Raw genomic sequence first — 25,633 nt, forward strand, 5'->3', positions numbered from 1 at the left:
GGAGCCTCTCGGGTGGGACGGTGAGACGAAGGGGCTTACGTTCGGATCAGGCCCGATCAAGGAGCGGGGCGTGGTCAGTGGGCGATACGGCACAGGTCGTCGACCCGGCGGAGGTTCTCCGGTACGAGGTCGGCGGCGGCGAACTCCGTCCCGAGGTCGTCCTCAAGGCGCTCGATGATCTCGATCAGCCGGAAGGAGCCGAACGAGGCGAACGAGTCGAAGGCAGCACCCGCCAGCAGTTCGGCCTCGGAGACGCCGAGCACGGCCCCGGCCACGGCAGCCACCCGCAGGCGCAGCGCCTCGTCCGGCGGGGCGGGGGACGCGGACGGTTCCGGGTGGATTGCCAGGTCGGCCGCGAGTACTTCGCGCAGGCGCTCCACGAGCTGCGGCGGTTCGGCCCTGCCCCGCGAGACCCGGCGGTGGGCGAGATACGTCTGCTCGACGACCTTGTCCCAGGCGCGCAGCTGCGCCTCCTCTGCGTCGCTCGCCGAGGACCGGCCGGAGTAGAGCTCGCGGTATTTCGCGTGCAGCCGGCGGCTGCGGGCCAGCAGCCAGGTCTCCACCGTGAGCTGCTCGACGGCGCGCGCCCGGTCCGGCCAGGTCTCGTACGCGCCGAGGTACTCCCGTACCGCGTCGTCGTCCGCGGTCAGCACGGGCGGCAGCGCGGTGAGCGGCGGCAGGTCTCCCGGGCCGATCCCGACCGCGTCGGCCGGTCCGATGCCCGCCAGATCCGCGTCGGAGAGGACCCAGCGGCCGGGCACCGCGGGCCCCCAGGTCGTCTCGCTGCGGTAGGCATCCGTGATGTGCCAGCCGTCCGGCCCGGCGGTGAGCAGGAAGCTGTGCTCCATGTGCGCGTGCCCGTGGTACGGCAGCCAGGGCAGCCGGAACGAGTCCGCGATCACATAGTGGGTGGAGCCGCGCCGGGCGACGGCGGCCGGCAGTTCGGACCCGGACAGCCGCTCACGCCGTTCCGCGCGCAGTCCCAGCAGGCCGGGCAGCGTGCTGAGTTGCTCGTCCGGCGGGGGTTCCACTGTCGGCAGCCCGTCGGGCCGCTTCCAGGTACGGAAGTCGAGGGCCGCCCCCGCCCGCAGATGGGTCCCGGCGCCGTGGTGGTGGTCCGCCAGTACGGCCAGATTGACCTGCACACAGTCCAGCAGGCCGGTGTGGACCGAATCGAAGTCGAAGTGCTCCGGCCCACCGGGGCGCGGGGCGCCCGTACTCGGTATGTCCGTATCCGCCATGTCCGCTCACATTCCTTGACTCATCGGTCCCTGCTGCGCCGGCCCGCGCCCTGTTTCCCGTCCGCCGCCAACGGTCAGAGCCACGGCGGGAGTACGGGCAGTCCGGCTGTCGACGTGAGGCCCGTACCGCCCGACCGGCCCGCCAGCCAGGCGAGCGCGTCCGCCGGCGTACCGGTGACGTCCGGGCCGCCCGTGCCGAACCGGCCGAGGACATCTCCTCCGGTGTCGCGCAGGGTGAAGTCCGGTACGCCGTCGGCCTCCGCGTAGTAGCCGAGCACGTCGGCCAGGATGATCTGCCGCGCCGACGCGGGGATGTCGTCCCATCCGTAGCCGATGTCCAGGTCCACATGGTGCAGTTCGAGTTCGCGCAGCCGGATCACCAGAATCCGCTGCGGGGTGCAGAGTTCCCCCGTGAAGGGCCTGACCGTCGCCTGCCACGCGGCGGCGGGCAGCGTTTCGATCGTGTGCTGGAAGTGCTCGGCGCTCTCCCGGACGTCGGTCAGCTGGACCGCGGCGGGACGGCCTGCGCCCGCCTCGATCTCGGTGTCGCGGGCCCCGCGGTTCGCGTACTGGGGTGTCTCCACCCCGGTCCGCGCCCACTCCAGCAGCCGTTCCAGTGCTGGGGCCTGGCGTGCCAGATGGCTCAGGACATGGCCGCGGGTCCAGCCGGGCAGCCGGGACGGCTCCGGGACGTCCTGGTCGCGGAGCCCGGTCAGCCCGGCCAGCAGCCGGTCCGCCGCGGCGGCGATCTCCTGGAACGACTCCCGGGTGGGGGCGATCTCCTTCAACGGGACTCCTTCTGCGTCTGCGTCTGCTTCTGCATCTACGTGGACGTGCGGTTCGGTTCCGGGCTCAGCTCTGTTCCGGGCTGCTCTCCGCTCGGAGTGGTCTGCCGCTGTCCGGCCGGGTGAGCCGGGCGAACCCGTCGGCGATGGTGGACAGCGTGGCCGCGATGTGCGGGAGGCGCGCCGGATCGTCGGCCAGCAGGGCCTCTTCCTGCTGCCGCTCGTCGCCGTACAGCAGGCTGGTGGCCGCCTTGAACCGCAGCGCGTGCGGCCGGTCACCGAGCAGATGACCGCCCAGGACGACGATCCCGGAGTCGTCGAGCAGCCGTGCCGCGAGGGACGCCGAGTCCGTGATGCCGCGCGCGGCCAGCCGGTCGCGCAGCGGCTCGAAGTCCGGATAGACGTAGAACCCGCCGGCCGGCGGCCGGCACTCGGCCCCCGCTTCGACCGCGATCCGGTGCACCGCCCGCGCCACCGCACCGTGCAGCCGGGCGCTCGCCCGCTTCCTGGCGACGATCTCCGGGGGCTCCGCGAACGCGTACTCCGCGACCTGCTGCATCGGCCCCGCGAGCGTCGACCACAGCTCGCTGGCCGCCGCGACCACGGAGTCCCGCAGCAGTTCACCCGCCTCGCCCGCGGGGAACCGCGCGGCGCCGATGCGCCAGCCGCCCAGCCCCAGCGTCTTGGAGAGACCGGTGGTGACGACGGTGCGCTCCGGGGCCACATCCGCCGGGCTCAGGAAGGGCGTGGCCCGCGGGTCGTGGACGATGTCCCGGTAGATCTCGTCGGAGACGATCAACAGGTCCTCGGCCTGCGCGACCGCACAGATCTCGCGGACCGCGGCGGGCGGCGCGAGCGTCCCGGTCGGGTTGTCCGGCAGCGTCAGCACCAGCAGCCGGGGGTCGCCGCCGGTCCGTCTGGCCCGCCGGATCGTCTCGCGCAGCGCACCGGGCTCCGGCATACCGCCGTACTCCCGTGGGATCGGCACCCCGAAGACCTGCTTGCCCGCGTACGCGGCCTGCGGCGCATAGGTGTTCCAGGCGGGCTGCGGCAGCAGCACATCGCCGGGGACGGCGAGCTGTACGGCCATCAGCAGCGGCTTGCTGCCGGGGCCGACCACGATCCGGTCGGCGTCGGTCGGCAGCCCGCGGCGTGCGAAGTACCCGGCGACGGCCGCCCGTACGCCCTCGGCGCCCGCCACCGGGCCGTACGCGGAGCGGGACGCGCCGATGGCCAGCTGTTCGGCGAGCTGCGGCAGCACCGGCAGTCTGGCCTCGCCGAACGCGAGGTGGATCAGGGAGTCCCCCCGGGCCCTGCGCCGGTCCACCAGCTGGTTCAGCGCCAGGTTCGGGGAAGGCGGTGCGAACGTCACTGCGGTCATGTCCGGTTCCTCTCCGGCAGCCCGTGCGCGCCGTCACCCGCGGGGCCGGACGTTCCGGCACCGCCCGGGGCGCCGCCGCGCACGGCCGCCGCGATGTCTGCGGGGGTCGAGGGGTCGAGTTCCAGCTCGTCGAGCCAGGCGGCGTCCGGCGAGTAACGCGCCCGGAACGGCCTGCCCACCAGTGCGGGATCGCGAGCCTGGAGCATCCGCAGCCGGAAGAACGCGCCCTCGGCTGTCTCCTCCACCCCGTCGACCACGACCTTGCCCGGCGTCGCCGACATGACGGGCCCCCGCACCGTGCGAGCCAGGCCCGGCAGTGTGCGGTACGCCTCGGTGAAGATGTCCGCCGCCCTGGCGAGCGGCACCTTGAAGTAGTCGTACGGTCCGGTGTCCCGCTCCACGAACAGGTAGTACGGCACCGCCCCGGCCGCCAGTTCCGCACGCCACAGCGCGCTCCACACCCGGGCGTCGTCGTTGACGTGCCCGATCAGCGGGGCCTGGCAGTAGACGACCGCGCCGGTGGCCCTGATCCGGGCCACGGCCCGGCGCGCGAGGTCGCTCTCCAGCTCCCGCGGGTGGCTGAAGTGCGCCATCACGGCGAGCTGCCGCCCGGACGCCACCACGGACTCGAACAGCCGCAGCACCTCGTCGGCGTCCGGGTCGGTGACGTACCGCTGCGGCCAGTAGGCGACGGACTTGGTGCCGATCCGGACCGTACGGACGGACTCGACGCCCAGCAGCGGTTCGATGTGGGCACGCAGCCGCTCCGTCGACATCACCATCGGGTCGCCGCCCGTGACCAGGACGTCGTGCACCTCGGGATGGCCGCTCAGGTACTCGATGAGCCCCGACGGGTCGGGGGCCGCGAAGCGCAGATCGGCGTCGCCGATGAACTGCGCCCAGCGGAAGCAGTACGTGCAGTACGCGTGGCAGGTCTGCCCCTGGCCGGGGAAGTAGAGCACCGTCTCGCGGTACTTGTGCTGGAGCCCGGGGAGCTGGACGCCCTCCTGGCTCGGCACGTTGAGCTGCTGCTGGCCGGACGGATGCGGATTGAGCCGCTCGCGGATGTCCCGTACGGCCTCGCGCAGCAGGAGCTTGTCCGACGGGTCGCCGGAGAGCTTGGCGAGCTGGTCCTCGTCGGAGCGCGCCAGCATCCCGCTCTGCGGGAACGTCAGCTGGAACATGGGGTCTTCGGGGACCCGGTCCCAGTCGATGAGGTGTGACAGCACATATTCGTTGACCCGGAACGGCAGCACGAGCGACACCCTGCGCACGGTCTCCGTGATGTGTTCGGGCAGCCCGAACCGCCGGGCGATGTCGTCGATGTGGCGCGGCCCGAACGCCCGGAACCTGTCGGGATCCCGCTGTCCGGCCGGCATCAGTTCGGGCCTCCTGTCCGGTTCGGTTTGCGGTACAGCTCGTCGCCCAGGACCAGGAAGTCGAGGTCCATGGAGCGGAACGCCCGCACCGCGTCGGCCGCGGTGTTGACGACGGGTTCGCCCTTGTCGTTGAAGGAGGTGTTGAGCAGCACCGGTGGCACACCGTCCCGCCGCAGGCCGTCCAGGGCCGCCCCCACCGCCGGTGCCTCGTCGCCGTGCAGCACCTGCGGGCGGGTGGTGCCGTCGACGTGCACGACACCGGGTGCGACACAACGCCCGAGTTCGGTCGCCCTGGCCGCGCCGAGCATGTAGCGGCTCAGATGCTCCTGCTGCTCCCAGAGCAGGGCGCCGTAGTCGGGCCGGGTGACCCCCGCGAAGGGGCGCCACTGCTCGCGGTTCTTGATGGAGTTCACCCGGGCGTGCACCGCCGCGGTGTCCGGTACGGCGATGATCGACCGGCGGCACAGCGCACGCGGCCCGACCTCCGCCCGGCCCTGGGCGACCGCCCCGACCTGGCCGTCGATGAGCAGTGCGGTCAGCTCGTCGGTGTCGAGGTCGCTGCGGAGCAGTCCCGAAGTGTCCGGCCTGCCGGGTCCGTTGGTGTGGTCGTAGCCGTGAATGTCGGTGCCCAGATAGGGGCTGAGCGCCCCGGTCCGCCGCTTCGGCGGCCGTACGGTCCAGGCGGCTCCGAGCGCGACGCCCGCGTCGTGCGGCACCGGCGGGACGTACAGCGGTCCGGGCAGCGTGCCGTTGGTGCTGCAGTTCAGCGCCACGCCGCCGCTCATGCAGAGCTGTTCGACACCGGACGTCTTGCGGGTCAGCGCCGCGAGATGACTGACGGTCTCCTCGATGAGCCGCTGTGCGGTGTAGGCCACGAGAATCGCGCGGGGGTCATCGGTGAGTGCCTCCTCGGGGGCGCTCGGCGCGTCGGCGCCCGCGATCCGGGTGTAGCGCTCCCGCCACCGGGCGACCGTCGTGTCGTACTGCTCCCTGATCTCGTCGGCGGTGGCGTGCCCGGTGCTCTCCGCCAGCGGCTCGACGGCCAGCCGGAAGTCGTCGGCCCGGATGTCGACCAGGGACTCGACGTCAAGACCGGCGGCGCGGCCGTACGCGGCGAGACCCATGGTCTTGCCCGCGTTGAGGAAGGAGAAGCCGAGCCAGGTGGACGCGGCGTCGTAGGCGTAACCCAGCGACGCGGTGCGCTGCCAGGTCCGCTCCAGGCGCGGTTCGGCGCCGTCCTCGTACGTCCAGATGGTGGAGGACTCGTTCTCGCCGTGCCCGTCGACTACCAGGACCCCGGCCCTGGAGAAGGGCGAGGCGTAGAACGACGAGGCGGCGTGCGCCTGGTGGTGGGGTACGCGGACGACCTCGGGGGTGCGATCGCCGAAGTCCAGGCCGACGGCGTACGCCAGGAACTCCGCGTCGGTCGCGAACCGGCGCGGGTACAGCTGCTCGCTGTCCCAGCCGAGCGCGACCATATCGATGTCGGCGGCGGAGATCCCGGCCTGTTCCAGACAGAACCGGGCCGCGCCCAGCGGTTTGCGGTAGAGCGAGTGCCGGCGCCGGTTGCACCGCTCCTCCTCGGAGAAGGCGACGATCTCACCGTTCCCGTCGATGAGGCAGGCGGCGCTGTCGTGCCACCCGGCGGGAGGGGCGTTGACTCCAAGAATCCACGTCATGCGCGTCTCTCCTCGTTGGCTGTGGTCAGTCACGGAAGTCGGGTGAGGGTGTGGCGCACGGCACGCTGGGCGCGGCCGAGCGCGGCCGCGCACTCGTCCGGGCTGTCGCCGACGGCGATCAGCGCGGCGAGGCGGGGCACGATGCCGCGTGGGGGCAGCAGCAGTTCGCTGCCCGGGGCGACGAGCGGGACCGCTTCGACGATGCCGGGTTCGGCAGCGGCGGCGGTCAGATCGAGGGAGTCCACAGTGCAGTCGTGCTCGGGGTAGACGAAGCGGACCTCGGCGCAGCGGTCCCGGGTTTGGGTGAGGTCGGGGGTGCGGCCGAGCGCGATGTCCACGGCGGCCGTGACCGGGCAGACGCCGGTGGCGAGCGTCCCGAGCAGCGGGATGAAGTCGCCGCCGAGCCGGCCGTTCACCTCCACGACGCGCGGCCCGGTGCGGGTGAGGCGCAGCTCGGTGTGGGTCAGGCCGGTGCGGACACCGAGGACCGTATGGGCCCGCGCCACCACGGACCGCACCTCGTCGGCCCAGGGCTCGTCGCGCCAGGGGGCGACCCGGTGGCCGGTCTCCTCGAAGTACGGGGCGAATCCGAGCTGCTTGTGCGCGACGTTGACGATGCGGACCGCCCCGTCGGAGACCGCGCAGTCCACACTGATCTCCGGGCCCTCCAGATACTCCTCGACGATCGCGCCGTCCAGGGCGCTGATGCCGGGGAACGAGGAGGTGCGCGCCTGCTCGAAGGAGCGGGCGAGCTGTTCGGGGCCGTCCACGAGGCTGACCCCGATGCTGCCGGCAAGCCCGCGCGGTTTGACCACGACCGGCCAGCCGAGCGCCTCGGCGGCCTCCGCAGCCTCCGCCCGGCTGTGCACATGGCGGTACGCGGCCGAGGGGACCCCGGCCGCGCCGAGCAGCCGCCGGGTGGCCAGCTTGTCGCGGCAGCGCCGGGCCGCCTCGGGGCTCATATGCGGCAGCCGCAGCAGCCGTGCCACCTCGGCGGTGGTCTCCAGGAGGGTCTCGTCCCAGGTCAGTACGGCGCCGGGTCCTTCATGGCCGTCCAGCAGTTCCGCCACGGCCCGCGCGGTGGCCGTGGCATCGGAGGTGTCCGCGGTCCGGAACCGGTCGCCCACATAAGGGCGTTGCCAGTCGACGGCGGTGCTCTGGACGAGGGCGGCCTCGACCCCTGCGGCGACGGCGCTCAGCGCGTACGAGCGGTAGGGCGGATTGCCGCAGCCCACGACGGCGAGCCGGCCGGGCCGCCGGACGTCGACGGGGGCGCACACCAGCGAGGCTTCCCGGATCGTGCGGCGGACGGCCTCCGTGACCCCGGCGCTGTCCCGCCCGCGGAACCGGAACCGGATGCCGGCGTTCTCGTACCCGCCCTCGCTCAGCAACGCCCCGTCGTGCGGGCGTACTTCGGCGTACGGTCCGGGCGCCGCGTCGGAGGCCCGGGGCCCGGTCGCCGAGAGGACCCGGCAGGGCATCGGCACCGAGGGCGGCACCAGCAGCCAGCCCGCCACATCGGCGGGTCCTTCGAAGGCGGGCGCGGATCCGTTCCCGATGCCCGTCTGCTGGGCGACGGCCACCGCCATCAGGTCGATACCGTGCACCTCACGCCAGATGAAGGGCACTTCGGCGCCGCCCGGCCTCGCCCCGATCTCCAGGACGGTCAGTGCGCCGCTCCCGCTCTCGAAGAGCTCCAGATGGAAGACCGCGGGCCCGGCGAAGAGGGCACCGGCCGTCGCCGCGGCGATCTCTCCGATCCGGCCGAGGAGTACGGGGTCGTCGATCTCGACGGAGCCGAGTGCGGCGCCTGCGGTGAACTCCAGACAGGTGCTCAGATAGCGGGACGCCCGCCACGCGCCGAGGCCGTCCCCTGCGTCCCCCGTGTACACGCCGTCGACGTGCAGCACCTCGTCGGGCAGCCACGGCTGTACGAGCATCTCGGTGTCGCGCGGGAACGCGTACGCCCGGAGCGCGTCGGGGGAGTCGAGCCGCCGGATTCCGGCACTGGCCGTGCCCCGCCGCGGTTTGACCAGCACCGGCCAGCCGTGCCGGGCGGCGAAGGACCCGACCGCGGCGTGGTCCGGCGCGTCGGCCGTCGCGGGGACGGGGACGCCCGCGGCCGTGAGCCGCTGGGCCATCAGCAGTTTGTCCCGCAGGGGTTCCAGGTCCTCGCTGCGCTGTCCGGGCAGGCCGAACTCGCCGCGCAGATCGGCGGCCAGATCGAGATCGGTCTCCTGGAGCGCCACGATGCGGGTCGGCGGCCCGGTCTGCTCGGCCAGCGAGCCGATCGCGTCACGGACCTGTTTGACGTTCTCCGTGCTGTCCACGAGCCGTACGCCCGCGGCCTGTTCGTGCGGCAGATGGCGGGCGGCCCGTTCGGTGGTGACGTAGCTGACGCGGTGGACGGCGTGGTCCAGATACGCGGCGTAGTCGGCATACCGGTCGGTCCAGCGGTGGATGACCATCACGTGTTCGGGCACTGAGATGCCTCCTGGGGCAGGAACGAGCACGGGCGGGGCGGGGAAGGCGGTACCGGGGCGGCGGGCCGTCCGGCGCGTGGTCGGGGTGGGGGCGGCGGCGCCCCGCCGGGCCGACGGCGGTGGCGCGTCCGGGTGCGCCGGGCGTTCCGTGCCGGACGGCGGTTTCGCGGTGCTGACCGTGGGCCGGTCAGCACTCTCCGGCGGCGGACAGGAGCGTGTGGTGCATGTCCCACAGCAGTTCCGCACACTGCTCGCGGCCGATGTCCTTGGCGGTGAGCCGCGCCGACAGACCGGACGCGCTCTCCTGGACGCGGGCGTAACAACGCGGGCCGATCGAGGTGAAGGGCTCCTCCCAGGTGATGGCGGGCTCGTCAATGGGTGCCGGTTCCCCGGAATCGGGAGGCTGCCGCTCCGGCAGGGTCACGTAGTTGAAGGCACAGGCGGGTTCGGGCGCCCCGGGTCTGCCGGCGAGCAGCGCGGCCACCGCGGTGACGTCGTGCGCACCGTGGCGGAAGGCACCGAGGCTGCTCCAGTGCGTGGCGGATGCCAGCTTGCGCAGGTCGTCCTCGCGGGCGCCCTCGATCAGGGCGGGCACCCACTGGTTCATCGAGGTGACCACGTGCTTCCAGCGGGCGGAGAAGCGGTTGGCGCTCATCAGCTGCACCAGCAGGGCGTCGGTGCCGCAGATCCTGGCCACGCTGCGGGCGTAGGCGGCGAGGACGACGCTGGAGGGGGACACCTCCGCCGCAGCCGCGACCGTACGGGCGGCGGCGCGGGCGGGTCCGGAACGCAGGGTGGCCTGGACGGCACCGGCACCGGCCGTGGCCGGCAGGGCGACGGGCGGTGCCCGGTCGAGAAGCCGGTCCCAGTGGTCGAGTGCGGCGCTCTGCCGGCGCAGGCCCGCGGGCGTGAACTGGTCGGCGGCCAGCTCGGCGGGGCCGGGTGCGGGGGCAGGTCCGGCTCCGGACGGGTCCGTGAGCGCCCCGGTGAACTCCTGGTGCAGCACTTCCTCGGCCCAGGCGTCAGCGGCGATGTGGTGTTTGACGAACAGCAGGTGGGAGGCGGTCCCCGCCCGGGTCAACAGGGCGGCCCGCCAGCCGTGTTCATCGCCGAGGCGGAAGCGCAGGGAGGCCGGGCCCGTGACGAAGTCCCCGGGTGGAGTGCCACCCGTCTCGACCACCAGCAGCGAGTCGGAGAAGTCATCGTCGGGCGTCAACTGACCTGGTGAGCCGGGATCCTGGAGGTCGTAGCGCGTCCTCAGCGACGGATGGCGGGCGACAACGGCCCGCAGGGCCGTGCGCACCTTCTCCGTGCCGACGCCGTGGGGGAGCGCCCAGAGCGCGGCGTTGTTCGCCTCGTGCCACCGGGCGCTCGGCAGATCCCGGATGTCGTGCCAGACCGAGAGCTGGCCCAGCGAAAGCGGTCCCGCCACAGACATCCACCCCCTCCATAGACATGGGCCAAGACTTTCGCATCGTGAAATCAACTTTCCACGCACCGCTGACGCTGCCACACACTGTTGAAGCCTGTCCAGGTTGAACGGCCCCCCGCCGCCCCTTCGCTCACCGTTCATCACCCCACAACACCGGTCTGGAGAAAGGGAGTTGGGACTTCGTGAAAATTGACCGCACTCGCACTCCCGCGCGTGGCGCGCCCCTGTACCGGTCGCGGAGTGAGCCACATCACATGCCATCCCCGGCGTCTCCGTGAGAGTCTGGGCCCGCCTTCGGAAGTAGGTTTCCGCGATGCGAAATATGCGGAGTCGGATACGAGAAGAGCGCGACGGTAACCGTCGGCCGGGTCCCGCGCGGCGCGCTCCCGCGCCCGGCCGACCTGCCGGAGAGGCGGAAGGGCCGGCCCGCCCCCGGACCATCGTTCCCGCACCAGACGAGGGGCCTCAGCAACGTGACGCAACAGCCGTACCACCAGGCCGGTGACGCCGGGGAGTTCCTGCACGACTTCCTGCTTCGTGCGGTGGGGACGACCCCGGACCGCCCGGCCGTGGTGGAGTCCCCCCGGCCCGGGCAGACCACCGTGACGACCTACGGCGAACTCGGCTCCCTGGTGCACACCTACACCGCGGCGCTGGATGAACTGGGCATCGAGACCGGCGCCCGGGTGATTCTGGAGGCCGAGACGACCGCGCTGTCCGTCGCGATGTTCCTGGCCTGCTCACGGGCCGGCCTCACCTTCATCCCGGTGAGCCCCGAAATGCCGGGCCGGCGGCTGCTGTCCATCATCGCGACCGCGCGGCCCGCCCTCCACCTCCAGGCGGCGGACGGCGAACGTGCGGACATCCCCCACGAGGTCGGGGCGGCCAGGTTCGGGCCCGGAGGGCTGGCCGTGGAGCGGATGCCGGACTGGCGTACCCCCCGGCGGCGTACCCCCTGTGTCACCGACCCCGCCTACATCATCTTCACGTCCGGTACCACGGGGCGGCCCAAGGGCGTCGTGATGAGCCACCGGGCCGTGGTCGCCTTCTACCGGGGCATGCTGGCCCACCGCCTCGCCACCCCCGACGACCGGATCGCCAGCACCTCGCCCCTCCAGTTCGACTTCTCGCTGCTCAACATCGGCCTGGCGCTGGGCAGCGGAGCATCGGTCGTCCCCGTCCCGCCGCGACTGGTGCGCTGGCCGAGGCACTTCCTGCGGGTGCTCCGGGAGACCGGGGCGACCCAGGTCAACGGCGTACCGTCGATCTGGCGCCAGGCGCTGCGGTACGAGCCCGCGCGGCTGGCCGCGCTCCAGGGGCTGCGCCGCGTCCTCTTCTGCGGCGAGGTGTTCCCACCGGCCGAGCTGCGCCGGCTCCAGGAACTCCTGACACGGGCGGAGTTCACCAACTGCTACGGCAGCACCGAGTCGATGGCCTGCTCGTTCGAGCCGGTGCCCCGCCCGCTCCCCGAGACGGCGGACCAGCTCTCCATCGGCATCGCCCATCCCGGCGCGGAGCTGCTTCTCGTCGACGGCACGGGCGAGATCGTCGAGGAGCCCGGCGTACCCGGCGAACTCCATCTGCGCAGCCCCGCGCTGTTCACGGGGTACTGGGACGACCCGGTGGCCACCCGGGCCGCGCTGGTGCCCGATCCGCTGTCCCCGCAGTCGGGCCAGCTGGTCCTGCGCACCGGCGATCTGGGCGTACGGGGCAAGGACGGGGAGTTCTACTTCTGCGGCCGGACCGACTCCCAGGTGCAGATCAACGGCAACAGGGTCGAACTGGGCGAGGTGGAGCAGCAGTTGCAGGCGTACCCGGGTGTCACGGCGGCCGCCGTGCTGGCGCTTCCGGGGCCGGACGGCGGGCAGCATCTGACGGCGTTCACCGTGCCGGCCACGCGCCGGACCTCCACTGACGGGCCCCACGGCGAGGCGAACGCGTGGGACGCGGGCGCCCTGCGGGACTTCTGCGCGCGGACGCTGCCCCCGTACATGGTCCCGCAGGAGTTCCACCTGGTGGACACGCTGCCCACGACGGCGAACGGCAAGGTCGACCGCGTGGCGCTGGCAGCGGGTGTCGGTGCCGTACCGGAATCCGGTGGCGGCTCCGTAGAGGGCTCACCGGGCTCACCGGATTCAGCAGGCGCGCCGGATTCCACAGGACGGCCGCCCGGGATTCCCGTCCGGGCCCCGGCCGTTCTGCGCGGGTGCGGTCGCTGAGTCCGCCCGGTCCGCGGTGATCCGGCACCGAACCCGCCCCGTAGGAGAGAACTTTGAGCAGAACCGACATGCCAGCGACCCGCCCCGCCGAGCAATCGGAGAGCCGGCTGCGCACCTTCGTACGGGTCCGCGCGGGCGGGCTGCCCGGGGCTTTCTGGGTGCTGTGGGGCGGGACCCTGGTCAACCGGCTCGGCTCCATGGTCAATCCGTTCCTCAGCCTCTATCTGACCGGGATCCGCGGAGTCCCGATCGGCACCACCGGGCTCATCCTCGCCACGGCCGGCCTGGGGTCGGTCATCTCGCAGCCGCTCGGCGGGTTCATCGCCGACCGCTTCGGCCGCCGGGTGGCCCTGAGCGGCGGCATGCTGGCGAACGGCGCGACGCTCCTGACGCTCGGACACGCCCACAGCCTCGGCGTGCTCGTCCCGGCCTGCTTCGTGCTCGGCATCACCATCGACTTCTTCCGCCCCGCCGCCCAGGCCCTCGTCGCGGACACCGTCCCCACCGCCGACCGCACCCGTGCCTTCGGTCTGCTGCTGTGGTCGGTCAATCTCGGGTTCTCGATGGCGATGGTGCTGGGCGGCTACCTCGCCTCCCACGGCTACCAGTTGATCTTCTGGCTGGACGCCGGAGCCTGCTCGGTCTTCGCCGTACTGGTGTGGCTCGCCGTCCCCGAGACCCAGCCACCCGCCGGCGAGCACAGCCCCGGCGGATTCCTCACCCCCGTGCGCGACCGCGCGATGCTGGCCTTCGCCGGCATCATCGTGGTCTACGCGACCGTCTTCCAGCAGGCTTTCGCCACGCTGCCCCTGGCGATGCGGGGCGAGGGCCTGTCCAGTACCGCGTACGGCACGGTCATGGCGGTCAACGGGCTGGTGGTCATCGCCGCGCAACCCCTGATCGGCCACCGGCTCGGGGCCTTCGACAAGAGCCGGGTGCTCGCCACCGGCTTCGGCGTCGCCGCCGTCGGTACGACCGTGATGGTGTTCGCCTCCACGACCCCCCTGTACGGGCTCGCCATCGGGGTGTGGACGCTGGGGGAGATCCTGGTCTTCGCGATGACCGCGTCCGTCGTCGCCGACCTGGCACCGCCTCATCTCCGTGGGAGATACAACGGGTTGATCGGGATGGCCTGGGGTACGGGCTTCCTGCTGGCGCCGGTCGCGGGCACCCGGCTGCTGCTCGTCGGCCCGACGACGCTCTGGCTGACCAGCGCGTGCCTGTGCCTTGTCGCGGCGGCGGGCCAGCTCTCGCTCGCTCCGGTCCTGCGCCGCAGAACGGCGCAGTGAGCACTCACCTCACCGACCTCCTCGAAGGGGACCCCACCGTGCAGAAGGTGCTGCTGATAGAGGCCGACGTATCCGCGGGCGAGGACATACTGACCGCGGCGGCGGAGCTCGGCGTCGAGGCGCATGTCGCCACCCACGAGGACGTGTTCCGTTCCTACCGGCCCGAGTTGAAGGCGAAGATCAGCGGCACCGTCTTCACCGACTTCGCCGATCCGCAGACCGCTCTCGACGACCTCGCCCGTTTCTGCCGGGAGACGGGTATCGACGGGATCGTGGCCTGCTGGGAATTCCTCTCGCCGCTGGCCACCCGCCTCGCGGACCGGCTGGGGCTCCCCGGCCATCGCCCGGAACTCGCCGACGCCTGCCGCAACAAGCGCCTCATGGCCGAGGTGTTCGCCGCCCACGGGGTTCCCGCCCCGCGCACCGTCGTGGCCCGGGACCCCGGGGAACTGGCCCGGCGCGTGGCGGAGAGCGGTCTCGGCTTCCCCCTCGTCGTCAAACCGGCGGAGAACGCGGCATCCATCGGGGTCTCGGTCGTACGCTCGGCCGCGGAACTCCCCGAAGCCGCCCGGCTGGCCCAGTCGCAGACCCACAAGACCTCGCACGGTCTGGCCCTCGACATCACGCTGCTGGCCCAGGAGCACGTGGACGGCGACGAGTTCAGCGTCGAGTCCGTCATCTTCGACGGCGAGATCCACCATCTGACGATCACCGAGAAGCTCACCACCGGAGGGACGAGCCGCGCCGAACTGGGCCACACAGTGCCCGCGGACACCGCACCCGCCGTCGGCGCGGCGCTGTACGCGGCGGCCACCGCCGCGATCCAGGCGCTGGGGCTCCGCAACGGCGTCGCCCACACCGAGGTGAAGGTCAGCAGCGGGGGAGCGCCCAAGGTCATCGAGGTGGGCGCGCGGCCGCCGGGTGACCACATCATGCGGCTGGTCAGGGAAGCGCTCGGCATCGACGAGGCGCGTGCCTGCCTCCAGACGGTGCTGGGCCGGCGGCCGGATGTCGCACCTCGGCGCCGCGCGGCCGCCGCCATCCGGTTCATCACCGCTCCGGGGGCCGGAGTTCTCCGGTGGACCAGCGCGCTCCCCTGCGGCGACCACGTGATCGCGACGGCCATGTCGAAGATGCCGGGTGACGAAGTGGGCGGCCCGTACGACAACATGGGCCGCATCGGACAGATCATGCTCCGCGGAGCCACCGCGGCGGAGGTCAACAAGGTGGCGGCCGAGGCCATGGAGGCGATCACGGTGGAGATGGTGACCCAGTGGTGAGGGGCACGGAGCCCTGCACGGTGCCCGGTGCCCGTCCGGCCGGGTACAGCACCGTTTCCACGTCTCTGGCCCTGCACAGTGACCGGCGACTGAGCGAACGCGTGGCCGCCGCCGCGCCGCTCGGCTCCGGCATCGGCGGAAGCTCGGCACTGCTGGAAGTCGCCGGTACACCGGTCTTCGTGAAGCGGGTGCCGCTGACTGAGCGGGAACTCCGTCCGGATCACGTCCGCTCCACGGCAAACATCTTCGGTCTGCCTGCCTTCTGCCAGTACGGCATCGGTGGGCCGGGTTTCGGGGCCTGGCGCGAGCTCGCCGCTCACACCATGACCACCAACTGGGTGCTCGCAGGGCAGTACCAGGGCTTCCCGCTGATGTATCACTGGCGCGTACTGCCGGGCGCGGCCCCGGCCCTTCCGGAGGAACTCGCCGACGTGGAGCGGGCCGTGGCCTATTGGGGAGGCGGGCCGGAGGTGCGCGCCCGTATCGAGGCCCTTGAGCAGGCCCCGGCGAGCCTGCTGCTGTTTCTGGAGTACATCCCACAGACGCTGCACGCGTGGCTCTCCGAGCAGGTGCGGGCCGGTGACGAGACCGCCGGCCGGGCCTGTTCCCTGGTCGAGAAGGAGCTGGTGGCCGGCACCTCCTTCATGAACGACCGCGGGCTCCTGCACTTCGATGCCCACTTCGAGAACATCCTGACCGACGGCCGTCGCCTCTACTTCGCGGATTACGGCCTGGCTCTCTCGTCCCGGTTCGACCTGTCGCCCGGCGAGGCGGACTTCTTCGACAGGCACCGGACGTACGACCGCGCCTACACCCTCAGTTACCTGGTGAACTGGCTGGTCAGTGGCGTGTACGGGTGCGCGCGGCCGGAGCGGGAGGCCATGATACGCGCGTGTGCCGCAGGGGAACGTCCCCCGGCGGGCCCGCCAGAGGTGACGGCGGTCCTCACCCGCCATGCGCCGCTGTCGGCGGTCGTGACGGACTTCTACGGCAGGCTTCAGGACGAGAGCCGGGACATTCCGTACCCGGTGGAGGCGATCCGCCGGATCCTCGATTCACGCGTCTGCTGAGAGCCCATGCCCCGAGAGGGTGGCCGGTACACGAAGCCGCGGAGTTGAAGCGGACCCTGCGGCGGCGCATCCTGGACACGGCAGGCGCAGGGGAGCCATCCGATGCCGTCGGCAGCCTCCAGCCATGAGACGGGGCGTATGAACATCGACGACGCCGTTCCGGAGCAGGGACAGGCCGGAGGACACCCGTCCCAGTGGGCCGTGATCACGGTTGACGAACAGGGTGTCGTCACGGGATGGAGCCCGGGTGCCCGGCATCTGCTCGGTTACGCCGACACCGAGGCCGTCGGAGGGCCGATGGCGCGCTTCCTCGATCCGGCCACGGCTCCCCGCTTCTGGACATTCCCCGCGGACCGCAACGACTGGGCGGGTGAGATCACGGCGCAGCGGCAGGACGGCGGCCGGCTGACCCTGACCGCCTCCGGCCACCGGTTCGCCGGCCACGGCGCACGCCGGCAGTGGGTCCTGCTGCTGGCCCTCCCCGGGCCGCCGCACCCCGCGGAGGAGGAACGGCCCCTGCTCGACTGGGTGTTCGCGGGATCACCGTTCGCGCTGACGGTCTACGGCCGGGACCTGCGGTGCAGGCAGCAGAACGCCGCCATGTCCCGTCTGACCGGAGAGCCGGAGGGTGACCGGCGGGGCAAACGCCCCTCCGAGTCGTTCTCCGGCCCCGACGTACAGGACTGGGAGAACCGCCTGCGCCGGGCGATCGAGACCGGTGAACCGGTCCCTGACACCGAGCTCCACGCCCACGTGCCCGCCCACCCCGGCCAGGACCGCATCTACACCGCCTCCGCCTTCCCCCTCCATGACCGGCACGGAGCCGTTCTCGGCATCTGTGCGACAGCCACCGACATCACCGAGCAGCACCGGGCCCGTCAGACACGGGCCCTGCTCAATCAGGCCAGTACCCGCATCGGCAGCACCCTGGACGTCATGCGCACGGCTCAGGAACTGGCCGACGTCGCAGTCCCCGGGATCGCCGACTGGGCCAACGTCGACCTGCTGGAGACCCTGCTCCAGGGCGAGGAACCCACGCCTTTCACCGCCGGGGTGGAACTGCGCCGGGCCGCGAACCGGTCCGTACACGAGGGATCCCCGGAAGCGCTGCACCAGGTGGGAGACGTGGGCTTCTACCCGGCGGACTCACCACCCGTCCGCTGTATGGCCACCGGAGAGTCCGTCATCCACCGGATGACGGACCGCGCCGCCGTCTCATGGCTGGCGCAGGACCCGGTGCGTGCCGACAGCTTCCGCCGGCACCGCTTCCAGTCGGTCATGGTCGTCCCCGTGCGTGCGCGGGGGACCGTCCTCGGCATCACCGTCCTGCTCCGGCGCTCCGGAGAACCTTTCACGGACGACGACCGCCGCCTGGCGGAAGAACTCGTGGCGCGGGCCGCCGTCTGCCTGGACAACGCACGGCGCTTCCAGCGTGAGCGCACCGCCGCCCTCACACTCCAGCGAAGCCTTCTCCCGCACCGGCTGCCCCCGCAGACCGCGGTCGACACGGCCTGGCGCTACCTCCCCGCAGGCAGCCAGTCCGGCGTCGGCGGCGATTGGTTCGACGTCATCCCGCTGTCCGGCGCCCGCGTCGCCCTGGTCGTCGGCGACGTCGTGGGCCACGGCATCGCCGCGGCCGCCACCATGGGCCGCCTCCGCACCGCGGTACGCACCCTCGCCGACGTCGACCTGCCCCCGGACGAACTGCTCACCCACCTGGACGACGTGGTCACCCGCCTCGCCACCGAGGGCCGCACCCCCGACGCTGCCGCCGGGCTCGCGGCCACCTGTGTCTACGCCGTCTACGATCCCGTCTCCCACACCTGCTGCATCGCCCGCGCCGGGCACCCTCCGCCGGCCGTGATCGCGCCCGACGGCACGGTGGAATACCTCGAACTGCCCCTGGGAGCCGCACTGGGACTCGGCAGCCAGCCCTTCGAATCCGCCGAGGTCGACCTCGCCGAAGGCAGCCTGCTGGCCCTCTTCTCGGACGGCCTGATCAACTCCCACGAGAACGGCACCGACGACGGGCTCCGCCTGCTGGGCCGCGTGCTCGCCCAACGCACGCCCTCGCTGGACGAGTTGTGCGACAGCGTGCTCAAGGACCTGCTCCCGGCCCGCCCGGCCGACGACGTAGCCCTCCTGATCGCCCGGACGCGAGCCCTCGCCGCGGACCGTGTCGCGGTACTTCCGGTGCCGGCCGACCCCGCGTTCGTGACCTCGGCCCGTTCCTGGGCCACCCGTCAGCTGAACGAGTGGGGACTGGACGATGAGGCCTTCGTCATCGAACTGGTCGTCAGTGAACTGGTCACCAACGCCATCCGTTACGGTCGGGTGCCCATCGAACTCCGGCTGATCCGGGACCAGTCGCTCATCTGTGAAGTGTCCGACAGCAGCAGCACCACCCCCCATATGCGACGGGCCCTGCTCTCCGACGAGGGGGGCCGCGGTCTGCTCCTGGTCGCTCAGCTCACTCAGCGCTGGGGCACACGCCACTCCCACGAAGGGAAGACGATCTGGTGCGAACAGCCGCTGCCCGCGGACGCCGCCGCACACTGAACCACTGGGTTGCCTACAGATGAGCCCGGTGAGGATGAGGGACCTTATTTGGTCACATCCCGCAGATCCACACGGGCTTTGTCCCAGGTCAACTATAATGGGCCGCAGAAAGAGTGCTCTCTATGCACTGCGGTGTTGCCAAGGCAATGATTCTCAGACAGGGCAGATCTTCTCCATGACGGGTGACCCGAAGAGCGACGCCGCACCTGCCGGGCGCGGGAGCCGGCGACTCGCCGAGACTGTGGCGGGGCTGATCGAGAAGGACATCGTGAAGGAGGGCTGGCGCACCGGGTCGGTCCTCGGATCCGAACGGGAACTGATCGAACGCTACGGCGTGAGCCGCGCCGTGTTCCGCGAAGCCGTGCGGCTCATCGAGCATCACCAGATGGCGCGTATGCGTCGTGGTCCGGGTGGTGGCCTCGTCGTCACCGAACCGGATCCCGGCATCGTCCGCGATGCCGCGCGGGTCTATCTCCGGCACGCGGCCGTCAGCCGGCGCCAGCTGTTCGAGGCGCGGATGGCCCTCGAACTCGCAGGTGTCACCACGGCGATCGAGAACCTGACAGAGTCCGGAATCGCCCGCCTGACGGACGCGCTGGCGACCGAGCAGGAGCTGATCGACCGCGGTGTGACACTCGGGCACGCGCGGAACCTCCACAGTGTGATCGCCGAGTTGGCGGGCAATCCGGCGATCACCCTCTTCGTCGAGGTGCTGGCCCAGCTCGACCAGGACATGGTGCAGGACGAATGGGAGTCCGGCGACCAGCCGGACGAGGGCAGCCGCGATGCCGCGGTCAAGTCCCACCAGGCGCACAGGGCGATGGTCGCGGCGATCGTGGCGGGCGACGCTCCGCTCGCGCAACACCGGATGCGGCGGCACTTGCAAGCCGTGGCGGAGCTCCTGAAGAACGAGTCGTAGCCACAAGTCCCCTGGGAACCGCCCGAAGACCCTCGTCGTATAAAAAGTGCACTCTTTATCGGCGAGGGGGAGGGGTTGTGCTCACGTCATGCTCCCGGCTAGGCAACTTACGTCTGATCCACTGCCGGGCTAGACCTTGTTCGAGTAATGAGTACACTGAACTGAAGCTGAGCAGAACGGGATACGCGGAGCGCAGTTGTGTCGTGGGCTCCGGTGCGGACAGCGGGATCGGCGATGGGGTCGATCGGTGTGCGGCCGGCCACGTCGCGATGCCGCGGATGAACCAGCACTCGCGAAAGGGACGTCCTCATGAACTCGCAGACCGGGCCGCACCACCAGGCAGACGACCTTCTCCGCAACCTCGGCGTTCCCACCAGGGGCGCGGTGTACGACCTGTCCTCGGGCTGGTGGCGGCACATGCCCACCTTTGACGGCTATCCGCGTTTCGAGGTCCTCACCTACAGCTCGCCGCAGGGCCAGCGGGCGTCGCAGCGGTTCCCGTTCGACAACCCCGATGAGAACCAGGTCCAGATGGGCTATGTGTCCGAGCTCATGTCGGGCAGCCTGCACACCGGGACCCATATCGACGCGCTCTGCCATGTGACGTGCGGGGAGAACGACGAATGGCACGGGGGCGTGTCGGCGAATGAGGCGCTGGGCGACTACGGCGCCGAACGCGGGGACGCCTCCGAGTTGGCTCCCATCATCGGAAGAGGCGTTCTGCTGGACGTCCCCCGAGCGCTCGGCCTCGATGTACTGCCGCCCCACTTCGCGATCGGTGAGCAGCATCTGCGGCAGGCCGCGGACGCTGCCGAGGTGACGATCCAGGCCGGGGACATCGTGCTGGTGCGGACGGGGCAGATGAAGTTCTGGCCCGACATCGACCTGGTCCGCAAGCACGGCGACGGCAGTGGTGTGGCACTGGACGGAGCGCAGTGGCTCGTGTCGCAGGGCGCCGGTTATGTGGGCGCGGACACCATGTCCTTCGAAGTGAGGCCGTCGACGGTGCCCGGGAACCAGCTCCCGGTGCATCTGTACCTGCTCCATGAGCAGGGCATCCACATCATGGAGTGGGTCAACTGCGAGGGCCTGGCGGCCGACGCGGTCTCCAGCTTCCTCTTCGTGGGCCTTCCGCTGACCATCCGCGGCGGCACAGGGTCGCCGCTCCGGCCGATCGCCGTGGCGTAACCGGGCGGGGAGGCGCGTCAACATGCACGGGATGGTCTTCTCCGAGCTGACTCCGGTGGCGTTCGCCGCGCGCGCCGCCAAAGTGTTCGCCGACCGCCTCGCGGTCGTCGACGGTGACATGCGGTACTCCTATGCCGAGCTCTGGCAACGGGCACAGGCGCTGGCCGGCGTGCTGGACGGGCACGGAGTGCGGCCGGGGGACCGGGTCGCGGTACTGGCCCCCAACACCCATGTGCTGCTGGAGGCGCACTACGGAGTGCCCCTGGCCGGCGCGGTCCTCGTGGCGCTCAACACCAGGCTGGCGCCCGCCGAGATCGCCTACATCCTCGACCACAGCGCCCCTGGCGTGGTGATCGTGGACGCCGCATGCCGTGACCTGCTGACCGAGGCGCTGAAGCACAGCGAGATCCGGCCGGCAGTGATCAACTCAGGGCGCCCGCAGGACGAGTACGAGTCCTCGCTGGCGGCCGCCACCCCGAGGGCGGTGGCGGTCACCGACGAGAGATCCCTGCTCTCGATCAACTACACCAGCGGTACGACCGGCCGGCCGAAGGGAGTGATGTACCACCACCGTGGTGCCTATCTCCAGGCGCTGGCGATGGCCTACCACGCCAAGTTGGACACATCGGCGCGATATCTGTGGACGCTGCCGATGTTCCACACGAACGGCTGGTGCTTCCCGTGGGCGGTGACCGCGGCCGGGGCGGTGCACCACTGCCTGCGCAAGGTGAACCCGTCGGACATCTGGCATGCCATCCGCGAGAGCGGTGTCACCCACTTCTGTGCCGCACCCACCGTGCTGGCCATGCTGGCCGAGGACCCCGCCGCGGCAGCACCGGTCTCCCACCCGGTACAGGTGTTCGTCGGGGGTGCGCCGCCGTGGCCCGCACTGCTTGCCAGGATGAGCGCGCTCGGCATCGGGATCCGTCATCTCTACGGACTCACCGAGACGTTCGGGCCGGCCGTCGTGTGTGACCCGCAGCCCGAGTGGCGGGATCTGCCGGCCGAACAGCGCGCACCGCTGATGGCACGACAGGGCATCGCCAACATCATCGCCGAACCGCTGCGGGTGGTCGATTCCGACGGTGCCGATGTGCCGGCTGATGCCAACACCCTCGGCGAGATCGTGCTGCGCGGCAACGACGTGATGCTCGGCTACTACCGCGACGACGAAGCGACCGCGGCCGCGGCGACCACCGATGGCTGGTTCCGCTCGGGCGACCTGGGCGTCATGCATCCGGACGGCTATGTCGAGCTGCGTGACCGGGCCAAGGACGTCATCATCTCCGGCGGCGAGAACATCACCTGCGTCGAAGTGGAGAGCGCGCTCGCGGAGCACCCAGCGGTGGTCGAGGCCGCGGTCGTCGGCACGCCGCACCCGAAATGGGGTGAGGTTCCGATCGCGTACGTCAAGCTCCGTGCCAACGCGTCGGTCACGGAAGCAGAACTCGTCACCTTCGTGCGGGCCAGGATCGCGGGGTTCAAGGCACCACGCCAAGTGGTCTTCGGCGAGCTGCCCAAGACGTCGACGGGAAAGATCCAGAAGAACCTGTTGCGGCAGCGGTCCGCTCATGCCGCGACCGATCAAGCCCCCTGCCAGTGACGTGACGGCATCCGGGATCCCGCAGCTGGGCCGCGGGCCGGAAGAACATGATCAAGAGCAGTGAATCAGGAGAGTCATGATCAAGACCAGGAAATCGCTCGCGTTCGCGGCCGCCTTGGTGGCCCTGGTCGCCGGCGGTTCGGTGGCCACGGCTGCTGCGAGTACGACCGGCGGCCGGGGTGCCGTCGCCACCTCGGACGCGGGGCGGGGGACGCCACAGCCGCGGGTCATCCGGGCGACTCAGGATGCCAGGGTGGCGCCTCTGGACCCGCCGTCGGCGTTCGGGCACGCGACCGTGCTGGAGGGGCCTGCCCTCGGACCCGACGGGCAGCTGTACTTCGTCGACTTCACCGCACCTGCGGGAAAGCCCAAGATCCTCCGGTACGACCTGCGGACGAAGGCCGTCAAGCCTCTCTACACCGACGCCACGAGCCGGTTCTCGTCCCTGCAGTTCAGCCCGGCCGACGGGAAGATCTACGTCACCGACTACGACCACGGGAAGATCGACCGGCTCAACCCCGACGGCACCGGCTTCACCACTGTCTTCTCGGGTCCGGTGGACGGCCGGTCGATGGTGCCCGACGACATCGCCTTCAACAAGGCGGGGGACATGTACATCACCGACTACCAGGGCTCGCTGAAGAAGCCCGACGGCCGGGTCGTACGTCTCGACGCCGACGGCAGCAACCCGATCGTCCTGCAGGACGGCCTGTCCGATCCCAACGGCATCTCGTTCACCCCGGACTTCTCCGGCCTGTGGGTGGGCGAGTACAACCTCGGCCGGGAGAACTACTTCACTCTGGCGCCCGACGGGAAGAGCTTCACCGGAGGCGGAGTCGGGATGTCCGCCAATGTCGGCACCGCCGGCTTCGACTCCAACACCGTCGACTCCGCGGGCAACGTGTACCAGGTGGTGCTCGGCGCCGGGAAGATCCTCGTGTGGAACCGGACCGGAGACCTGATCGCCACGATCGCCATTCCGCAGAAGCCGAAGCCGGAACTCCTCGTCAGCAACCTGGTCATCAAGCCGGGCACCACCCACGGGTACATCACCGTGGGCGGCGACAACGGCGGCTACATCTATAAGTTCCGTGCGCTCGCACCGGGGATCCCGCAGTCCAACGGCGGAGGCGCCTGAGAGCTCCGCACACCATGCCTGCGCGGCCGGCGACGGTGAACACGTAGCCGGCCGACGCCGGATGGACGCTTCCGCATGAGCCGACGGCGGCATCGCTTCCCGGGCCGGACACTGTTGCAGTGTCCGGCCCGGGAAGCGATGCCGCCGTTCGACGATGTACGGGTACGGGCGGGGCGACGCGTTATCCCTCAGCGCCGTGGCCCGCGGTTTCGGCCAGCGCTTCCGCGCGCACACGCCGGCGATCGGGCTTGCTGTTCGGGGTGAGTGGGATCGCGTCGAGCAGGCGCAGGTTCTTGGGGATCTTGTATCCGGCCAAATCCGCCCGGCAGAAGCTGCGCAGCTCCTCCAGATCAACCGTCTTGTCCTGGACGGCCACGATGCCGGCTTCGACGCGCTCCCCCCAGTGCCCGTCGGGCAGGCCGTACACCACGGCGTCGGCCACCAGCGGGTGACGGAGAATCACTTCCTCCACCTCCCGTGGGTAGACGTTCTCACCACCGCTGATGATCACCTCCTTCGTACGCCCGGCGATGAACACCCAGCCGTCCTCCGTCCGTGAGGCACGGTCACCGATGTGCACGCCATCGGCCCGGAACGTCTCCTCGGTCTCCTCCGGCATTCCGTAGTACCCGTGGGCCTGCCAGGGGCAGGCGACCACGAGGTCGCCGACGACACCTGCGGGGACCTCGCGGCCGTCCCCGTCGAGGATCCGGACGACCGCGCCGGGGAGCGGCCTGCCCACACCGGTGAACCGGCCGGCCAGCAGGTCTTCGTGGTCGAATCCCATGACCGAGCCGAATTCGGTGGCGCCGAATCCGGCACGAATCCTGGCGTTGGGGAAGTCACGCAGCAGACCGCGTACGAAGTCGTCCGTGGACGGGGCCGACCCGAAACGGATCGCCGTGACGTTCTCGCGGCGGGTGGTGGCGAAGTCGGGGTGTCCGCGCAGCGCGGCGAACATCGTCGGCGCACCCATCAGACGGCTGGCGCCACGGTCGATGGCAGCGAGCGCGGAACCGGCGTCGAACCGCCGCTGGATCCAGACCTCCCCACCCGCGAGCAGGGGGGCCAACAGGTTCGTGCCCAGCGTGATGTGGAAGAACGGGGAGAAGAACAGCTCGATATCGGTGACCGTTCGCGGGTTCCCGTGTGCGCAGGTGTTGAGCCAGAGCCACAGGCTGCGATGGGTGTGGAACACGCCCTTCGGCGTTCCGGTCGTGCCGCCGGTCGCGAAGATGACGGCCGGGGCGTCCTCGGCCGGGGGTGCGAGAGGCTCGCCGTGGGCCGCCAGCGGGGCGGTCCGGTCCGCGATGGGCATCCGGTCGGCGGCGGCCGGCAGCTCGATGACCCGGCAGCCCGTCTCATGAGCCAGGGACGTATGGGCGGGGTCCGCGATCACGGCACTCGGGCGGAGTGTGGCGAGGTAGGAGCGTGCTTCCGGCCCGGTCAGGCGGTCGTTGAGCGGTGCGGCCACCAGGCCGGCGGCCATGGCGCCGAGGATGACCACCGTGTGCGGTATCGACGGCTCCATGGCCGTCACGACCCGGTCGCCGGGGTGCAGGCCGGCGCGCCGCAGCCCCAGGGCAACGGCATCCATCGCCCCGACCAGCTCGGTAAATGTCAGTTCGCCGGAGTCGTCACGCAGCGCTCGTCCATGGGCCCCGTGCGGCCCGGCGCCGATCGTGCGCAGCCAGTTCGGCAGTGTCAGTACATCAGCCACGGAGTTGCTCCCTTGGTCGTCAGCCGGCGCAGTCAGCGCGAGAGTTTCCGCCAGGCTATCGGCTAAAACGGCAATTGAGTGCCATCTTCTTACATTGATTGGTCAGTTCGCGCTCGGCTCCGGACTCCCGGCGTGCGCGTGTCGGGACCGCCTCCGGGCCCCTGGTGGGTCGATCGATCCCTCGCCGTAAGTCCTGCGTGCTGACGTGGCACTGCCGATCACCGGGCCGAGCGGGCCGAAGCTGCGACGCCCCGCCTTCGGTCGTGCG

Annotated in this window: 17 protein-coding genes; 9 read left to right on the top strand and 8 right to left on the bottom strand. The window is 71.1% G+C overall.

Annotated elements, in window-relative coordinates; genetic code table 11:
• Positions 1 to 74: 74 nt before the first annotated feature.
• The 7 genes from OG385_RS29340 to OG385_RS29370 all read right to left on the bottom strand — a co-directional run bounded on the left by OG385_RS29340 (position 75) and on the right by OG385_RS29370 (position 10,386).
• On the bottom strand, positions 75 to 1,241 hold the full coding sequence (locus tag OG385_RS29340; protein ID WP_266859204.1) for an acyl carrier protein: 1,167 nt from the start codon (positions 1,239 to 1,241) through the stop codon (positions 75 to 77).
• Between the two features lie 74 nt (positions 1,242 to 1,315).
• Complete coding sequence (locus OG385_RS29345) at positions 1,316 to 2,029, bottom strand: maleylpyruvate isomerase family mycothiol-dependent enzyme (protein WP_266859206.1); 714 nt, start codon at positions 2,027 to 2,029, stop codon at positions 1,316 to 1,318.
• A 64-nt stretch (positions 2,030 to 2,093) separates the two neighbouring features.
• Entirely contained in the window at positions 2,094 to 3,407 is a 1,314-nt protein-coding gene (locus OG385_RS29350; protein ID WP_266859209.1) for a pyridoxal phosphate-dependent aminotransferase, read from the bottom strand.
• On the bottom strand, positions 3,404 to 4,786 hold the full coding sequence (locus OG385_RS29355; RefSeq protein WP_266859211.1) for a KamA family radical SAM protein: 1,383 nt from the start codon (positions 4,784 to 4,786) through the stop codon (positions 3,404 to 3,406). The genes OG385_RS29350 and OG385_RS29355 overlap by 4 nt, the downstream gene beginning before the upstream one ends.
• Entirely contained in the window at positions 4,786 to 6,465 is a 1,680-nt protein-coding gene (locus OG385_RS29360) for a carbamoyltransferase C-terminal domain-containing protein (protein ID WP_266859213.1), read from the bottom strand. The genes OG385_RS29355 and OG385_RS29360 overlap by 1 nt, the downstream gene beginning before the upstream one ends.
• Before the next feature lie 29 nt (positions 6,466 to 6,494).
• Positions 6,495 to 8,948: an ATP-grasp domain-containing protein gene (locus OG385_RS29365; RefSeq protein ID WP_266859215.1), complete on the bottom strand. Its 2,454-nt coding sequence runs from the start codon at positions 8,946 to 8,948 to the stop codon at positions 6,495 to 6,497.
• A gap of 187 nt (positions 8,949 to 9,135) precedes the next feature.
• Positions 9,136 to 10,386, bottom strand: coding sequence for a condensation domain-containing protein (locus OG385_RS29370; RefSeq protein WP_266859217.1), 1,251 nt, complete (start codon positions 10,384 to 10,386; stop codon positions 9,136 to 9,138).
• A 467-nt stretch (positions 10,387 to 10,853) separates the two neighbouring features.
• Between OG385_RS29370 and OG385_RS29375 the strand changes: the two genes are divergently transcribed.
• From OG385_RS29375 to OG385_RS29415, 9 genes are all read left to right on the top strand, one after another.
• Positions 10,854 to 12,599 carry an AMP-binding protein gene (locus tag OG385_RS29375; protein ID WP_266859219.1) on the top strand — a complete coding sequence of 582 codons (1,746 nt, stop codon included), beginning with the start codon at positions 10,854 to 10,856 and terminating at the stop codon, positions 12,597 to 12,599.
• A 68-nt stretch (positions 12,600 to 12,667) separates the two neighbouring features.
• A complete protein-coding gene (locus OG385_RS29380) occupies positions 12,668 to 13,888 on the top strand; it encodes an MFS transporter (RefSeq protein WP_266859221.1) in 1,221 nt (406 codons plus the stop codon).
• Positions 13,885 to 15,168: an ATP-grasp domain-containing protein gene (locus tag OG385_RS29385; RefSeq protein WP_266859222.1), complete on the top strand. Its 1,284-nt coding sequence runs from the start codon at positions 13,885 to 13,887 to the stop codon at positions 15,166 to 15,168. The genes OG385_RS29380 and OG385_RS29385 overlap by 4 nt, the downstream gene beginning before the upstream one ends.
• 20 nt (positions 15,169 to 15,188) lie before the next feature.
• Positions 15,189 to 16,238, top strand: coding sequence for a protein kinase family protein (locus OG385_RS29390; RefSeq protein WP_266859224.1), 1,050 nt, complete (start codon positions 15,189 to 15,191; stop codon positions 16,236 to 16,238).
• Between the two features lie 138 nt (positions 16,239 to 16,376).
• Positions 16,377 to 18,797 (top strand): SpoIIE family protein phosphatase, encoded by a 2,421-nt coding sequence (locus OG385_RS29395; RefSeq protein WP_266859226.1) that lies wholly within the window; start codon positions 16,377 to 16,379, stop codon positions 18,795 to 18,797.
• Between the two features lie 175 nt (positions 18,798 to 18,972).
• The gene (locus OG385_RS29400; RefSeq protein ID WP_266859228.1) at positions 18,973 to 19,716 is read left to right on the top strand and encodes a FadR/GntR family transcriptional regulator; all 744 of its coding nucleotides are present in this window, start codon (positions 18,973 to 18,975) and stop codon (positions 19,714 to 19,716) included.
• Between the two features lie 309 nt (positions 19,717 to 20,025).
• A complete protein-coding gene (locus OG385_RS29405; protein ID WP_266859229.1) occupies positions 20,026 to 20,904 on the top strand; it encodes a cyclase family protein in 879 nt (292 codons plus the stop codon).
• 22 nt (positions 20,905 to 20,926) lie between these two features.
• Positions 20,927 to 22,507: an AMP-binding protein gene (locus OG385_RS29410; RefSeq protein WP_266859231.1), complete on the top strand. Its 1,581-nt coding sequence runs from the start codon at positions 20,927 to 20,929 to the stop codon at positions 22,505 to 22,507.
• A 76-nt stretch (positions 22,508 to 22,583) separates the two neighbouring features.
• Positions 22,584 to 23,645: an SMP-30/gluconolactonase/LRE family protein gene (locus tag OG385_RS29415; RefSeq protein ID WP_266859233.1), complete on the top strand. Its 1,062-nt coding sequence runs from the start codon at positions 22,584 to 22,586 to the stop codon at positions 23,643 to 23,645.
• 181 nt (positions 23,646 to 23,826) lie between these two features.
• On the opposite strand, the gene OG385_RS29420 is transcribed toward OG385_RS29415, so the two are convergent.
• On the bottom strand, positions 23,827 to 25,365 hold the full coding sequence (locus tag OG385_RS29420; RefSeq protein WP_266859235.1) for a class I adenylate-forming enzyme family protein: 1,539 nt from the start codon (positions 25,363 to 25,365) through the stop codon (positions 23,827 to 23,829).
• Between the last annotated feature and the right edge of the window lie 268 nt (positions 25,366 to 25,633).

It is taken from the genome of Streptomyces sp. NBC_01306 (genome assembly GCF_026340465.1).
Lineage (GTDB): Bacteria > Actinomycetota > Actinomycetes > Streptomycetales > Streptomycetaceae > Streptomyces.

Excerpts from the sequence above, each read along its gene's own strand:
- OG385_RS29360 (WP_266859213.1), bottom strand. The coding sequence starts at position 6,465 with ATGACGTGGATTCTTGGAGTCAACGCCCCTCCCGCCGGGTGGCACGAC.
- OG385_RS29410 (WP_266859231.1), top strand. The coding sequence starts at position 20,927 with ATGCACGGGATGGTCTTCTCCGAGCTGACTCCGGTGGCGTTCGCCGCG.
- OG385_RS29370 (WP_266859217.1), bottom strand. The coding sequence starts at position 10,386 with ATGTCTGTGGCGGGACCGCTTTCGCTGGGCCAGCTCTCGGTCTGGCAC.
- OG385_RS29415 (WP_266859233.1), top strand. The coding sequence starts at position 22,584 with ATGATCAAGACCAGGAAATCGCTCGCGTTCGCGGCCGCCTTGGTGGCC.
- OG385_RS29400 (WP_266859228.1), top strand. The coding sequence starts at position 18,973 with ATGACGGGTGACCCGAAGAGCGACGCCGCACCTGCCGGGCGCGGGAGC.
- OG385_RS29355 (WP_266859211.1), bottom strand. The coding sequence starts at position 4,786 with ATGCCGGCCGGACAGCGGGATCCCGACAGGTTCCGGGCGTTCGGGCCG.
- OG385_RS29395 (WP_266859226.1), top strand. The coding sequence starts at position 16,377 with ATGAACATCGACGACGCCGTTCCGGAGCAGGGACAGGCCGGAGGACAC.
- OG385_RS29350 (WP_266859209.1), bottom strand. The coding sequence starts at position 3,407 with ATGACCGCAGTGACGTTCGCACCGCCTTCCCCGAACCTGGCGCTGAAC.
- OG385_RS29380 (WP_266859221.1), top strand. The coding sequence starts at position 12,668 with ATGCCAGCGACCCGCCCCGCCGAGCAATCGGAGAGCCGGCTGCGCACC.
- OG385_RS29405 (WP_266859229.1), top strand. The coding sequence starts at position 20,026 with ATGAACTCGCAGACCGGGCCGCACCACCAGGCAGACGACCTTCTCCGC.
- OG385_RS29340 (WP_266859204.1), bottom strand. The coding sequence starts at position 1,241 with ATGGCGGATACGGACATACCGAGTACGGGCGCCCCGCGCCCCGGTGGG.